Source organism: Streptomyces pristinaespiralis (assembly GCF_001278075.1).
In the GTDB taxonomy this organism is placed as follows: Bacteria; Actinomycetota; Actinomycetes; order Streptomycetales; family Streptomycetaceae; genus Streptomyces; species Streptomyces pristinaespiralis.
Window position 1 is genome coordinate 3693617 of record NZ_CP011340.1, and the last position, 14157, is coordinate 3707773.

The following is a 14157-nucleotide window of genomic DNA, read 5'->3' on the forward strand; positions in this document are numbered from 1 at the left end:
CTCGGTACCATGTCATCACGCGGTGCGTCGTGGGCGCAACATTTTCCCGACGTCTTGTCGGAACACACGGATGTCCAAAGCCGGCCGCCCGGGAACCGGGGCGTCCTACGCGGCCGTCGCGGCCAGGTCCGTGTCCGCCCAGCGGGCGCCGTGACCGACCAGGGTCACCACACGGCGGTCGTCCTCCGTGGGTCCCACCACCCGGTCGATGATCACGTGCAGCCGGTCCTCCGACAGGTCCTCGACCTTGCCGTCGCCCCATTCCACGACCACCACCGACTCGGGCAGCGAGACGTCGAGGTCGAGGTCCTCCATCTCGTCGAGGCCGCCGCCCAGGCGGTACGCGTCGACGTGGACCAGCGCCGGACCGCCCGTCAGCGGCGGGTGGACACGGGCGATGACGAACGTCGGGGACGTGACAGCGCCCCGGACGCCGAGGCCCTCCCCGAGGCCGCGGGTCAGCGTCGTCTTGCCGGCGCCGAGCTCGCCCGTGAGCATCACGAGGTCACCGGGGCGCAGCAGCTTGGCGAGGCTGCGGCCCAGGTTCTGCATCTCCTCGGGTGAGTCGACCGTCAGTCGGGCCCGAGCGGCGGCGGCGGTCTCAGCCGCCGGGCTGTGCGGTGCTTCCATACCGACCAACGGTAGCCGCTGCCGGCACCGCTCCGGCCCGCACCAGAAGGTCCGCGAGGCGGTCCGTGACGGCCTCCGGATGCTCCAGCATCACCAGGTGGCCCGCGTCCGGCACGATGACCAGCTCGGCCGCCGGCTCGCTCTCCCGCAGCAGGTCCGCGATCGCCTCGCTGTGCGTGCTCGGCGTGACCAGATCCTTGTCACCCGCGAGGACGAGCACCGGGATCCCCTGGAAGACGGCGAGCGCCTCGGCCTTGTCGTGCTCGGCGAAGGCCGGATAGAACTCGGCGACCACGTCGATGGGCGTCGACTCGATCATCCGTTCCGCGAACCGGGCGACGGCGGGGTCGACGTCCTTCGAGGAGAACGAGTACCGCTTGACGAGCCCGGCGAACAGGTCGGCCGTGGCCCTGCGTCCTCGCTCGACCAGTTCGGCCTGCGAGCCCAGCGCACGCAGCACGCCCGGCAGGACCCGCCGTACCGCGTTCACCCCGGCCACCGGCAGCCCGTAGCTGACCTCGCCCAGCTTCCCGGACGACGTGCCGACGAAGGCCGCCGCCACCACCCGCTCCCGCACCAGCTCCGGGGCATGGGCCGCGAGCGCCATCATCGTCATGCCGCCCATGGAGTGGCCGACCAGTACCAGCGGCCCCTGGGGGGCCGCCGCGTCGATGACCGCCTTCAGGTCCCGGCCGAGCTGGTCGATCGTCACCGGCAGGCCGCCCGGCCCGGCCTGCGCCGCGCCCCGGCCCGACCGGCCGTGGCTGCGCTGGTCCCAGTGGACGGTACGCACCAGACCGCGCAGCGCGGCGCGCTGGAAGTGCCACGAGTCCTGGCTGAGGCAGTAGCCGTGACTGAAGACGACGGTGACCGGGGCCGGCGCCTTGCGCCCGAAGAGCCTGCGGCGGCGCGGTGCGGCGGCCTCCGGGTCCACCTCGTCCACTTCGTAGTAGAGGGCGGTGCCGTCGTCGGCGAGGGCCTTCCCCGGTGTGCCGCGCAGGGCGCCGTACGGACCCGACGCGTCGAGCGCGAGCCGTGCCTTCCTGCGCATCCCGCGGCCGACGGTCAGCCGCTCCAGCGCGACACCGGCCGCGGCGCCCGCGGCGACCACGCCTATCGCCGCTCCGGCGAAGCCCGCGCGACGCCAGCTGTCCGAAGCCGCGGCGGCCGCCGCGGCTTCGACCACGGCCTCGGCCGCGTCCCCCGTACCGGTCTCGCTCACCGTGCCGCTCTCCTAGTCGTGGGAGTCGTGGGCGTGTGCCTCTGGCTCTTCGTTCAGATGGACGCGCGGGACCCTGGTACCGATCCGCGTGACGATCTCGTACGCGATGGTGTCCGCGGCCTGTGCCCAGTCCTCGGCGGTCGGCTCGCCCCGGTCGCCCGGACCGAACAGGATCGCCTCCGTGCCCTCCGGGACGGTCGTGCCGCCGAGATCGACGACGAACTGGTCCATCGCGACCCGTCCGGCCACCCGCCGCCACTCGCCCGCGACCAGGACCGGCCCCTTGCCGGAGGCGTGCCGGGGGATGCCGTCCGCGTAGCCCACGGGGATCAGACCGAGCGTGGTCTCGTCGTCCGTGACGTAGTGGTGGCCGTAGCTGACGCCGTGACCGGCGGGAACGTGCTTGACCAGGGCGACGGACGCGGCGAGCGTCATCACCGGCCGCAGCCCGAAGTCGGCCGGTGTGCCCAGTTCCGGCGCGGGCGAGATCCCGTACATCGCGATGCCGGTGCGTACGAGGTCGAAGTGCGACTCCGGGACCGTGAGCGTCGCCGGGGAATTGGCCATGTGCCGCACCTCGGGATCGATGCCGGCCTTCTCCGCGTGGTCCACCATGTCGCGGAACACGGCAAGTTGGGCGGCGATCGAGGGGTGGCCGGGCTCGTCGGCGCAGGCGAAGTGGGACCACAGACCGGTCACCCGGACGAGCCCGTCGTCCTCCGCCGTGCGCGCGGCGGCGACCAGCTCGGGCCAGTCGGCGGGCTGGCACCCGTTACGGCCCAGACCGGTGTCGGCCTTGAGCTGGACACGGGCGGGGCGGCCGGCCGCCTTCGCCGCCGCGGTGACCTCCTCCAGCGCCCACATGCCGCTCAGGGACATGTCCAGGTCCGCCTCGATGCCCTCGCGCCAGGGGCCGCCGGGCGTCCACAGCCAGCACATCACGCGGCTCTCGACACCGGCCGCGCGCAGGGCGAGCGCCTCGTGGGGCGTGGCCGTACCGAGCCAGGTCGCGCCGGCCGCCAGCGCCGCGCGGGCGCACGGCACCATGCCGTGGCCGTACGCGTCGGACTTCACGACGGCCATCAGCGCGGCGCGCGGCGCGCGGGCGCGCAGGGCACGCACATTGGCGCGCAGGGCCGCCAGGTCGATCTCGGCCCGTGCGCGCAGTGGTGCGGAACGGCTGCTCGGTGCTGTGTGACTCATCGCGCCCAGTGTCTCAGAGCCGTACGGCCGGATCCGTACGGCAGGCGGTCGCGTGCGTCACTCACCGTGCACCGGCCCGGCCGGCGCGGGCCTCGGGCGGGCGCCGCGCCCCGTCAGGCGGCGCTCACGTCCCGCCACGCGGCCGGGAGCGCCTCGGCGACTTCGAGCGCCGTGATCGGCGTGCCGTCCGCCGCCGCGTGACGGGCCGCCAGACCGTGCAGATAGGCGGCCGCCGAACCCGCGTCGCGCGCGCCGAGACCAGCGGCCAGCAGGGAACCGGCCAGGCCCGAGAGCACATCGCCGCTGCCGGCCGTGGCAAGCCACGAGGAGCCCATCGGGTTGACCCGCACCGGTGACTTCTCCCCGTCGGGCGCGGCGACCAGGGTCGTGGAGCCCTTGAGGAGGACCGTGGCCCCGAACCGCGCGGCCAGTTCCCGCACGGAACCGAGCCTCGAGGCCTCCACCTCCTCACGGCCCACGCCCAGCAGCGCCGCCGCCTCCCCGGCGTGCGGGGTCAGCAGGGTCGGCGCCGCCCGGTCACGGACGGCCGCGGGGTCCAGCAGGCGCAGACCGTCCGCGTCGACGAGGACCGGGACGTCCGAGTCCAGCACCTCCTCCACCGCACCGGGGTTGTCGCCGAGCCCCGGGCCGACGACCCAGGCCTGAACCCTGCCCGCCTTCCCGGGGGGCCCGGCGTGCACCAGGCACTCGGGGTGGCGGGCGATCACGGCGTCGGCCGCCGGGCCGACGTACCGCACGGCCCCCGCGCCGCCGCGCAGCGCGCCGGCGATCGAGAGCACGGCCGCCCCCGGATAGCGCGCGGACCCGGCGACGACGCCGACGACGCCGCGCCGGTACTTGTCGCTCTCCGCGGCCGGCACCGGCAACATCCGGGCCAGATCCGCGTGTTGGAGTGCCTCCAGCACGGGCACGGAGGGCAGGTGCTCCTCGAGCCCGATGCCGACGAGCCGCACGGTGCCCGCGTACTCCTTGGCCGGGTCGACGAGCAGCCCCGGCTTGTACGTCCCGAACGTGACGGTCGCGTCCGCGCGGAGCGCCTCGCCCTGGACCCGGCCCGTGTCGGCGTCGACGCCGCTGGGCAGATCGACCGCCACGATCACGGCGTCGGAACCGCGGGCCGCCCGCGCCACGGGCACGGCGTCCTCCCGCAGTCCGCCACGTCCTCCGATGCCGGTGATCCCGTCCAGCACCAGATCGGCCGACGCGAGCGCCTCGAACGGGTCGTCGGCGACCCGCCCGCCGGCGGCGAGCAGCGCCGCGAGCCCACCCTCGTGGACGCGGCCGCGGGCGAGCGGCACGGCGACGACACCGGCGCCGCGGCGCGCCAGCCGGGCCCCGGCGTACAGGGCGTCACCGCCGTTGTCGCCGCTGCCCACGAGCAGTACGACCCGGGCCCCGTACACCCGCCCGAGCAGCCCTGCGCAGGCCGCGGCCAGTCCGGCGGCGGCCCGCTGCATGAGCGCCCCCTCCGGTAGCCGCGCCATGAGCTGAGCCTCGGCGTGCCTCACGGTCTCCACGCTATACGCAGTACGCATGCCCCCGAGTCTGCCGCAGCCCCCGCCCCCGCGCGCGACCACCACGACGCAAGTCCTCCACCCGCGACCGGAGTTACGCCCGCCACGCCGTGCCACCCGGCCGACTCACGGGCCGCCGCGTCCGGGCACCGGGCCCGGGGCCGCCTCGCCGGGCCGCGCAGAGCCGCCCGACCGCGAGCGGCCCCGCCGGGCCGCACCGCGCCGAGTGCCGGCACCAGGCCGGGCCGCCGGCCCCGGGCCGCCTGCCGGGCCCCGTCGCGCCGAGTGCCGCCCGGGCCCAAGTGCGGCCCTGCGACGCCGAAGCCAAGCCCGAATCGCGGCCTGCCACGCCGGGCGCCGGGTCGGAGTACGACCGCCGTGTCGAACGCCGGGCAGGATGCGTGGCCCACCACGCCAGGCCGGGCCACCGGCCGGGGGACACCTCGCCGCGCCGAGTGCCGCCACCACGCCGGGCCGCCCGGGCCCAAGCGCGGCCCTGCGACGCCGACGCCAGGCCCGAATTGCGGCCAGCCAGGCCGGGCGCCGGGCCAGAGTACGACCGCCGTGTCGAACGCCGGGCAGGATGCGTGGCCCACCACGCCAGGCCGGGCCACCGGCCCCGGGCGACACCCCGCCGCGCCGAGTGCCGCCACCACGCCGGGCCGCCCGGGCCCAAGCGCGGCCCTGCGACGCCGAAGCCAAGCCCGAATTGCGGCCAGCCAGGCCGGGCGCCGGGCCGGAGTACGACCGCCGTGTCGAACGCCAGGCAGGATGCGTGGCCCACCACGCCAGGCCCGGCCACCGGCCCCGGGGGACACCTCACCGGGCCGCGCAGAGCCGCCCGGACCAAGGGCGGCCCCGCCGGGCCGCCCGGACCAAGGTGGCCCGGCACGGCTCCTCAGCCCTCCGCGATCACGACCGCCGAGGCGATTCCCGCGTCGTGGCTGAGCGACACGTGCCAGGAACGTACGCCCAGTTCGGCCGCGCGGGCGGCGACCGTGCCGTGGACGCGGAGCAGCGGCCGGCCCGAGTCCTCCACGTACACCTCCGCGTCCGTCCACAGCAGGCCGGCCGGCGCGCCCAGTGCCTTCGCGAGCGCCTCCTTCGCGGCGAACCGCGCCGCGAGGGAGGCGTAACCCCTGCGCTCACCGCTCGGCAGCAGCAACTCCCGCTCCAGGAAGAGCCGCTCCGCCATGCCCGGCGTCCGCTTCATGGACGCGGCGAAACGTTCGACCTCCGCCACGTCGATCCCCACCCCGATGATCATTCGACACTCATTCCACCGTCACGGACTTGGCCAGGTTCCGCGGCTGGTCCACCTCGTTGCCACGAGCCGTGGCCAGTTCGCAGGCGAAGACCTGCAGCGGCACCGCGGCGACCATCGGCTGGAGCAGCGTCGGCGTCGCCGGGATCCGGACCAGGTGGTCGGCGTAGGGCACGACCGCCTCGTCGCCCTCCTCCGCGATCACGATGGTCCGGGCGCCGCGGGCCCGGATCTCCTGAATGTTGGACACGATCTTGTCATGCAGCACCGAGCGCCCGCGGGGCGACGGCACGACGACCACGACGGGCAGATCCTTCTCGATCAGCGCGATCGGCCCGTGTTTGAGCTCACCCGCGGCGAACCCCTCCGCGTGCATGTAGGCGAGCTCCTTGAGCTTCAACGCGCCTTCCAGCGCCACGGGATACCCCACATGGCGCCCGAGGAAGAGCACCGTGTTCTTGCCGGCCAGGGAGCGCGCCAGCTCCCGCACCGGCTCCATCGTCTCCAGCACCCGCTCGACCTGTCCGGAGATCTGCGCCAGGTCGCGGACGACGGCCCTGATCTCGTCGCCCCACTTGGTGCCGCGCACCTGCCCCAGGTAGAGGGCGACCAGGTAGCAGGCCACCAGCTGGGTCAGGAACGCCTTGGTGGAGGCGACCGCCACCTCCGGCCCGGCGTGGGTGTAGAGCACGGCGTCCGACTCGCGGGGGATCGTCGACCCGTTGGTGTTGCAGATGGCCAGCACCCTGGCGCCCTGTTCACGGGCGTGCCGCAGCGCCATCAGGGTGTCCATGGTCTCGCCCGACTGCGAGATGGCGACGACCAGCGTCCGCTGGTCCAGGATCGGGTCCCGGTAGCGGAACTCGCTCGCCAGCTCGACCTCGCAGGGGATACGGGTCCAGTGCTCGATGGCGTACTTGGCGATCAGCCCGGCGTGGAAGGCGGTCCCGCAGGCGACGATGACGACCTTGTCCGCCTCGCGCAGCACGGACTGCGGGATGCGCACCTCGTCGAGGGTCAGCGACCCCGACTCGTCCACCCGGCCGAGGAGTGTGTCGGCGACCGCCTTGGGCTGCTCGGCGATCTCCTTGAGCATGAAGTAGTCGTAGCCGCCCTTCTCGGCGGCGGAGGCGTCCCAGTCCACGTGGTAGGCCCGCACCTCCGCGGGTTCCCCGTCGAAACCGGTGACCGTCACGGCGTCCCGGCGGAGCTCGACCACCTGGTCCTGGCCGAGCTCGATCGCCGACCGGGTGTGGGCGATGAACGCGGCCACGTCCGACGCCAGAAAGGACTCGCCGTCACCGACTCCCACCACCAGCGGGGAGTTGCGCCGGGCGCCGACCACCACGTCCGGCTCGTCGGCGTGCACCGCCACCAGCGTGAACGCGCCCTGCAGCCGGCGGCACACCATACGCATCGCCTCTGCGAGGTCACCGCAGGACGAGAACGACTCCGCCAGCAGGTGCGAGACGACCTCGGTGTCGGTCTCCGACTCCAGACCGTGCCCGCGCTCGGCGAGCTCGGCGCGCAGGGCGGCGAAGTTCTCGATGATGCCGTTGTGCACGACGGCCACGCGGCCCGCGTTGTCCAGGTGAGGGTGCGCGTTGGCGTCGGTGGGGCCGCCGTGCGTGGCCCAGCGTGTATGGCCGATGCCCGTGGAGCCGCTCGGCAGCGGCCGGTCCGCCAGCTCCTTCTCCAGATTGACGAGCTTGCCCGCCTTCTTCGCCGCCGCGAGCCCCCCGTCGGCGAGTACCGCGACTCCGGCCGAGTCGTAGCCGCGGTACTCGAGCCGCTTCAGTCCGGCGATGACCACATCGAGCGCCGACTGTCCGCCGACGTAACCCACGATTCCGCACATGTCGGCAGCCTACGGTTCCGGGCCGGTGCGGGCAGGTCACGTCGGCGGGCGGGTGGCCGGCCGGGGCCCGGGTCAGCCGAGCTTGGCCGCCTGGGCGTCGATGACGGCGGTGGGCAGCGGCAGGTCACCCTCGGGAGCCATCAGGTTGAACGAGGAGAACGACACGAAGGTGCCGCCCTTGCGCACGACGGCCACGTTGAACGGCAGCTTCTCGCCGTCCTGCTCGGCGGTCATCGTCCACGCCACGGCCTCGTCGCCGCCCGAGACCTCGGCCTCGGTCATCTTGACGATCTTCTGCTCCGTGCCGGCCATCGTCATGGTGAAGCCGCCGGCGCAGGCCGTCCCCGCGGACTTGACCGCCGCGAAGGCGTCAGCGGCCCCCTGGCCCTCGTACGACGAGAGCGCGACCAGCGACGTCGTGATGTCGAAGGCGCCTTCTATCGCGCCGTCCTTGCCGGCTTCCTTCACGTCGGGCTCCGCGGTGGCCCGCCGCTTCACCGTGGCGACCGGCGCGCCCATGGGCGTGCCGGCGAGTGCCCGGGCGAGCGGCTCGCACTCGGGCTTCTCCGTCTTGACGTCCTTGGCGGCGATGTCGTCCTGCGGCCCGACCTTCACGATCTTGTGGGCCTTGACGTCGCCCTCGGCGAGCGCGATCTTCTCCAGTTCGGCCGCGGTCAGAGCCTTGGCCGCGGGCTCCGCGGCAGCGGAGTCCTTGCCGTTGCCCTTCTCCTTCGTCCCCCCGTCGGAACCCTCGCCACCGCAGGCGGTGACCAGGAGAACCAGTGAGGCCGCGGCGGCGGCCAGAGCAGTACGGCGTACAGCGGTGCTTCGCATGGCGCGTTTTCCTTGCGTGATCGCAGCGACCCCTCCCGGGGTGACGGCTCACGCCTGTCGTGCCCCGAATCGCTGCTGGTGAGCCGTACGATAACGCGCCCCGCCGACACCGCGGTCCGGCCGCCCTCGCCTCACAGCTTCGCCCGGTACGCCCTCATCGCCAGCGGACAGAAGACCAGGGTGATGCCGGCCGCCCACACCAGCGACCACAGGACCGGCTCGGCCACGGGACCGCCGAGCAGCAGGCCGCGGAACGCGTCGGACAGGTGCGTCACCGGATTGACGTCGCTGAAGGCCTGCAGCCAGCCCGGCATCGTGTCCACCAGTACAAAGGCGCTGCTGGTGAACGTGATCGGGAAGATGAGGGTGAAGCCGAACGCCTGCACCTTCTCCGCGTCACCCGCGAGCATCCCGATGAGCACGGCGGTCCACGACACGGCAGCTGCGAACACCACCAGCAACAGCGCGCCGAGCAGGAATCCGCCCAGGCCGCCGGTCACCCGGAAGCCGAGGAGCAGCCCGAGACCGATCATCAGCAGCATGGCCCACACGTGCTTCGTGAGGTCCGCGGTGATGCGGCCGACCAGCGGGGCGGAGCGCGCTATGGGCAGGCTGCGCAGCCGGTCGAAGACGCCCTTGGTGAGGTCGGTGTTCAACGCCATGGCCGTGTACATGGTCATGAAGAGGGTGTTCTGCACGATGATCCCGGGCAGCGCGTACTTCAGATACGCGTCCGGGGAGCCGGCCATCTGCCCGCCCAGCACATAGGTGAACAGGAAGACGAACATGATCGGCGTGATGCTGTAGTCGACCAGCTCCAGCGGATTGTGCTTGACCGCCACGAGACTGCGCCAGGCCATCGTGAACGTCTGCCTGATCCCGTCGAGCGGTTTCACCCTGCCCGACCGGCCCGGCGTGAGCGGCATCGTCGTCGCGGTCATGTCGAACTCACCGCCTTCTCCCTCTCCGTCCCGTCGACCGCGTGGCGGGCCTCCTCCGCCTCGCGGGCGGACTCGTCCGGCCGGCCGGAGTCCTGCGCGGGCTCGGCCCGGTGCCCGGTCAGCGCCAGGAACACCTCGTCCAGGGACGAACGCCGCAGCGTCAGCTCGCCCACCGCTATCCCCTCGCGGTCCAGCCTGCGCACGACCGCCGGCATCAGCTCGGCGTCGTTGACCGGCACGGTGACCGACTCGCCCTCGGTCTGCGTCTGCGAACCGGCCGTCTCCGCAACCAGGGCGCGGGTCCGCGCCAGGTCCTGCGGGGCCACCGGTCTCACCTGGAGCACCTGGCCCCCGACTTCGGACTTCAGCGCGTCCGGCGTGCCCTCGGCGATGACCCGGCCCTTGTCGACGACCACGATGTCGTCCGCGAGCTGGTCCGCCTCGTTCAGATACTGGGTGGTCAGCAGCGCGGTCGCGCCGTCCGCGACCAGGGCCCGCAGCATGTCCCACAGCTCCCCGCGGCTGTGCGGATCCAGGCCCGTCGTCGGCTCGTCCAGGAACAGGATGCTCGGGCGGCCGACCAGGCTCGCCGCGAGGTCCAGCCTGCGCCGCATGCCGCCGGAGAACGTCTTCACCGCCCGTCCCGCCGCGTCGCTGAGCTGGAAGCGGTCCAGCAGTTCGCCGGCCCGCGCCTTGGACTCCCGTCTCGGCAGGCCGAGGAGACGGCCGATGAGCAGCAGATTCTCCGTGCCGGTGAGGTTCTCGTCCACCGCCGCGTACTGCCCGGTGAGGCCTATGAGGGAGCGCACCTTGCCGGCCTCACGGACGACGTCGTGGCCGGCCACCGTCGCCCGGCCGCCGTCGGGGGTCAGCAGTGTGGCGAAGATCCGTACGGCAGTCGTCTTCCCCGCCCCGTTCGGTCCCAGCAGGCCCAGCACAGAGCCGGTGCGGGCCGTCAGGTCGACGCCTGCCAGCGCTTCGGTCTCCTTGAAACGCTTGATCAGTCCTTCCGCCTGGATGGCATAGCTCATGAGACAACCTCCGGGTCCGCGGACGTCGCGGGTCGGCGCCCACCTCACCCATAACTGTGACGCACGCCACTGACATTCCACCGGGGACGGCCGCGGCGGGGCCCGCCCCGCGTGACCGAGCACACCACCCATAACCGAGTCGCACCCACGACAATGGCCCTGTGATCACTTCGCCGCCACGAAGCGCCCACCGCCGGGCCGAGCACGCGTCGACGCCGTACGTCGACCTCACCCGCGCGGAGTGGAGCGCCCTGCGCGAGAGAACCCCGCTGCCCCTCAGTGCCGAGGAGGTCGAGCAGCTCCGCGGGCTCGGCGACGTCATCGACCTCGACGAGGTGCGGGACGTCTACCTCCCGCTGTCCAGACTGCTGAACCTCTACGTCCAGGCCAGCGCCGGCCTCCGCGGCGCCCTCAACACCTTCCTCGGCGACGCGGGAGGCGGCCACGGTGAACAGCGCGGCACGCCCTTCGTCATAGGGGTCGCCGGCTCCGTGGCCGTCGGCAAGTCGACCGTCGCCCGGCTCCTCCAGGCCCTGCTCGCGCGCTGGCCCGAGCATCCGCGGGTGGAGCTGGTGACCACCGACGGGTTCCTGCTTCCCATGAAGGAGCTCAAGGCCCGTGGGCTGATGTCCCGCAAGGGCTTCCCCGAGTCGTACGACCGCCGGGCGCTGACCCGGTTCGTCGCGGACATCAAGGCGGGCAAGGACGAGGTCACGGCACCGGTCTACTCCCACCTCATCTACGACATCGTCCCGGACGAGCGTCTGACCGTGCGCCGCCCGGACATCCTGATCGTCGAAGGGCTGAACGTCCTCCAGCCGGCGCTGCCCGGCAAGGACGGCCGGACCCGGGTCGGTCTCGCCGACTACTTCGACTTCAGCGTGTACGTCGACGCCCGGCCGGAGGACATCGAGACCTGGTACCTCAACCGTTTCCGCAAGCTGCGGGAGACGGCGTTCCAGAATCCTTTCTCCTACTTCAGGAAGTACACGCAGGTCTCCGAGGAGGAGGCACTCGACTACGCCCGCACCATGTGGCGGACCATCAACAAGCCCAATCTGCTGGAGAATGTGGCTCCCACCCGCGGCCGCGCCACACTGGTGCTGCGCAAGGGCCCGGACCACAAGGTGCAGCGGCTGTCACTGCGCAAGCTCTAGGAGACTCCGGCGTGCTGCATCTGCGTCTGATCACCCCTGCCGACCGCACCGCGGAGGTGATCGGTCTGCTCGAGAAGACGGTGGGCACGGCGCATCTCGCGGTCGTCCCCGGGGCCGCCCGTGACCCGCAGGGTGATCTGGTGATGTGCGACGTCGCGCGCGAGGCGGGTGACGAGCTGCTCGCCGCACTGCGCGACCTGGGCATCGACGAATGCGGCTCCGTCGCCGTGGAGAACATCGATCTCTCCCTGTCGCACCGCGCGGACCGGGCCGAGAAGGCGGCGCCCGGCGAGGCCGCGGACGCGGTCCTGTGGGAGCAGCTGTCGGACGCCACGCACGAGGAGTCGACCCTCAGCGTCACCTACATCGCGTTCCTCACGCTGGCGACGATGATCGCCGCCTGTGGTGTGGTGCTGGACAACGCGATCCTGATCGTGGGAGCGATGGCGGTCGGCCCGGAGTTCGGCCCGCTGGCCGGTTTCTGCACGGCCATCGTCCGCCGCGCCCCACGCCTCGCGATGCGCTCGTTCGTGGCGCTGATGGCCGGGTTCGCCGCGGCGATGCTGGTGACGGTGGGCTTCAGCCACTTCATGGACGCGGTGAACCTCTTCGAGCTGTCGAAGCTGAAGGCGGAACGCCCCAACACCAGCTTCATCTACAACCCGGACTGGTTCTCCTTCGTCGTCGCCCTGCTGGCCGGCACGGCCGGGATGCTGTCGCTCACCTCGTCGAAGTCGGGCGCCCTGGTCGGCGTCGCCATCTCCGTGACCACGGTGCCCGCCGCGGCGAACGCGGCGGTCGCCTTCAGTTACAGCTACTACGGACAGGCCTGGGGCTCGACCGAGCAGCTGCTGCTGAACCTGCTGGGCATCGTGCTGGCCGGGACGCTGACGCTGCTGGCCCAGAAGTTCTTCTGGGCCAGGAAGCGCCGGAGCACCGCGGCCGCCGGGGTCGGGTGACACCGGCGCGGACACACGGACGCCCGGTCCGGGACACAGGTCCCCGACCGGGCGTACGTACTTCTGCGGTGTGACCCGGCGGCCCGACTCAGCCGAGCGCGGACTTCACCACGTCGGCCAGCCGGCCCGCGACGCACCGCGCCTGCTCGATGTCGGCGGCCTCGACCATGACCCGCACCAGCGGCTCCGTGCCGGAGGGACGCAGCAGCACCCGGCCGGTGGAGCCGAGCTCGCGCTCGGCCTCTGCGACCGCGTGCGAGAGCTCGGCGGAGGTCTGCACCCGGGACTTGTCCACGTCGGGCACGTTCACGAGGACCTGCGGCAGGCGCTCCATCACGCCCACCAGGTCGGCCAGCGTCCGGCCGGTCGCCGCGACCCGCGCCGCGAGCATCAGACCGGTCAGCGTGCCGTCGCCGGTCGTGGCGTGGTCGAGCACGATCACATGGCCGGACTGCTCACCGCCGAGGCCGAAGCCGTGCGCCTTCATGGCCTCGAGGACATATCGGTCGCCGACCGCCGTCTGCACCAGCTCGACGCCCTCGCGCTCCATCGCCAGCTTGAAGCCCAGGTTGGACATCACGGTGGCGACGACGGTGTTGCCGCGCAGCGTTCCCGCCTCGCGCATGGCGAGCGCCAGCACGGCCAGGATCTGGTCCCCGTCGATCTCGTTGCCCTGCGCGTCCACCGCGAGGCAGCGGTCGGCGTCACCGTCGTGCGCGACGCCGAGGTCGGCCCCGTGCTCGACGACGGCGGCCTTCAGCATCTCGAGGTGGGTGGACCCGCAGCCGTCGTTGATGTTGAGCCCGTCGGGCTCGGCACCGATCGTGACGACCTCCGCGCCGGCCCGCGCGAACGCCTCGGGCGAGACGCGGGAGGCGGCGCCGTGCGCCTCGTCGAGGACGACCTTGAGGCCGTCGAGACGGTTGGGCAGCACGGCGATCAGGTGGGCCACGTACTTGTCGAAGCCCTCGTCGTAGTCGCTCACCCGGCCGACGCCCGAGCCCGTCGGACGCTCCCACGGCTCGCCGGTCCGGTGCTGCTCGTAGACCTGCTCGATACGGTCCTCGAGCTCGTCCGCGAGCTTGTGGCCGCCGCGGGCGAAGAACTTGATGCCGTTGTCCGGCATGGCGTTGTGACTCGCGGAGAGCATCACACCGAGATCGGCGCCGAGCGCCCCGGTGAGGTACGCCACCGCCGGGGTCGGCAGCACGCCGACGCGCAGCACGTCGACGCCCGCGCTCGCCAGGCCCGCCACCACGGCGGCTTCCAGGAACTCTCCGGATGCGCGGGGGTCGCGGCCGACCACCGCGGTCGGGCGATGGCCCGCGAACGTGCCCGCTTCAGCGAGCACATGTGCCGCCGCGACCGACAGGCCGAGCGCGAGCTCCGCCGTCAGATCCGCGTTGGCGACGCCGCGTACACCGTCCGTACCGAAGAGTCGTCCCACTGTTGTTCCTCCGAGAATGCTGAATGCTCGAACCGTTGTTCGCCCGAGGTGGTCGATAGACGAACGCCCCGGCAGC

Annotated in this window: 12 protein-coding genes; 2 read left to right on the forward strand and 10 right to left on the reverse strand. The window is 72.7% G+C overall.

Annotated elements, in window-relative coordinates:
• Positions 1 to 105: 105 nt before the first annotated feature.
• The 9 genes from tsaE to SPRI_RS15455 all read right to left on the reverse strand — a co-directional run bounded on the left by tsaE (position 106) and on the right by SPRI_RS15455 (position 10518).
• The gene (gene tsaE, locus SPRI_RS15415) at positions 106 to 630 is read right to left on the reverse strand and encodes a tRNA (adenosine(37)-N6)-threonylcarbamoyltransferase complex ATPase subunit type 1 TsaE (RefSeq protein WP_005313440.1); all 525 of its coding nucleotides are present in this window, start codon (positions 628 to 630) and stop codon (positions 106 to 108) included.
• A complete protein-coding gene (locus tag SPRI_RS15420) occupies positions 602 to 1852 on the reverse strand; it encodes an alpha/beta fold hydrolase (RefSeq protein ID WP_005313443.1) in 1251 nt (416 codons plus the stop codon). Before SPRI_RS15420 ends, tsaE begins: the two co-directional genes overlap by 29 nt.
• Positions 1853 to 1864: 12 nt before the next feature.
• On the reverse strand, positions 1865 to 3055 hold the full coding sequence (gene alr / locus SPRI_RS15425; protein ID WP_078951254.1) for an alanine racemase: 1191 nt from the start codon (positions 3053 to 3055) through the stop codon (positions 1865 to 1867).
• A gap of 113 nt (positions 3056 to 3168) precedes the next feature.
• Positions 3169 to 4611 (reverse strand): bifunctional ADP-dependent NAD(P)H-hydrate dehydratase/NAD(P)H-hydrate epimerase, encoded by a 1443-nt coding sequence (locus SPRI_RS15430; RefSeq protein WP_053557747.1) that lies wholly within the window; start codon positions 4609 to 4611, stop codon positions 3169 to 3171.
• Between the two features lie 877 nt (positions 4612 to 5488).
• Entirely contained in the window at positions 5489 to 5857 is a 369-nt protein-coding gene (locus SPRI_RS15435) for a holo-ACP synthase (RefSeq protein ID WP_005313448.1), read from the reverse strand.
• A 7-nt stretch (positions 5858 to 5864) separates the two neighbouring features.
• Positions 5865 to 7712 carry a glutamine--fructose-6-phosphate transaminase (isomerizing) gene (gene glmS, locus SPRI_RS15440; RefSeq protein WP_005313451.1) on the reverse strand — a complete coding sequence of 616 codons (1848 nt, stop codon included), beginning with the start codon at positions 7710 to 7712 and terminating at the stop codon, positions 5865 to 5867.
• A 72-nt stretch (positions 7713 to 7784) separates the two neighbouring features.
• Positions 7785 to 8546, reverse strand: a complete 762-nt coding sequence (locus SPRI_RS15445; protein ID WP_005313454.1) for a sensor domain-containing protein — start codon at positions 8544 to 8546, stop codon at positions 7785 to 7787.
• A 131-nt stretch (positions 8547 to 8677) separates the two neighbouring features.
• Positions 8678 to 9487, reverse strand: a complete 810-nt coding sequence (locus tag SPRI_RS15450; RefSeq protein WP_005313457.1) for an ABC transporter permease — start codon at positions 9485 to 9487, stop codon at positions 8678 to 8680.
• Positions 9484 to 10518 carry a daunorubicin resistance protein DrrA family ABC transporter ATP-binding protein gene (locus tag SPRI_RS15455; protein ID WP_005313460.1) on the reverse strand — a complete coding sequence of 345 codons (1035 nt, stop codon included), beginning with the start codon at positions 10516 to 10518 and terminating at the stop codon, positions 9484 to 9486. The genes SPRI_RS15450 and SPRI_RS15455 overlap by 4 nt, the downstream gene beginning before the upstream one ends.
• A 161-nt stretch (positions 10519 to 10679) precedes the next feature.
• Between SPRI_RS15455 and coaA the strand changes: the two genes are divergently transcribed.
• Together coaA and SPRI_RS15465 are read left to right on the forward strand one after the other, a co-directional pair.
• Positions 10680 to 11675 (forward strand): type I pantothenate kinase, encoded by a 996-nt coding sequence (coaA, locus tag SPRI_RS15460; RefSeq protein WP_005313463.1) that lies wholly within the window; start codon positions 10680 to 10682, stop codon positions 11673 to 11675.
• An 11-nt stretch (positions 11676 to 11686) separates the two neighbouring features.
• Positions 11687 to 12634 carry a DUF389 domain-containing protein gene (locus SPRI_RS15465; RefSeq protein ID WP_005313466.1) on the forward strand — a complete coding sequence of 316 codons (948 nt, stop codon included), beginning with the start codon at positions 11687 to 11689 and terminating at the stop codon, positions 12632 to 12634.
• An 88-nt stretch (positions 12635 to 12722) separates the two neighbouring features.
• Here SPRI_RS15465 and glmM read toward each other — a convergent pair whose 3' ends face one another.
• Positions 12723 to 14081 carry a phosphoglucosamine mutase gene (gene glmM / locus SPRI_RS15470; protein WP_005313469.1) on the reverse strand — a complete coding sequence of 453 codons (1359 nt, stop codon included), beginning with the start codon at positions 14079 to 14081 and terminating at the stop codon, positions 12723 to 12725.
• Positions 14082 to 14157: the final 76 nt, after the last annotated feature.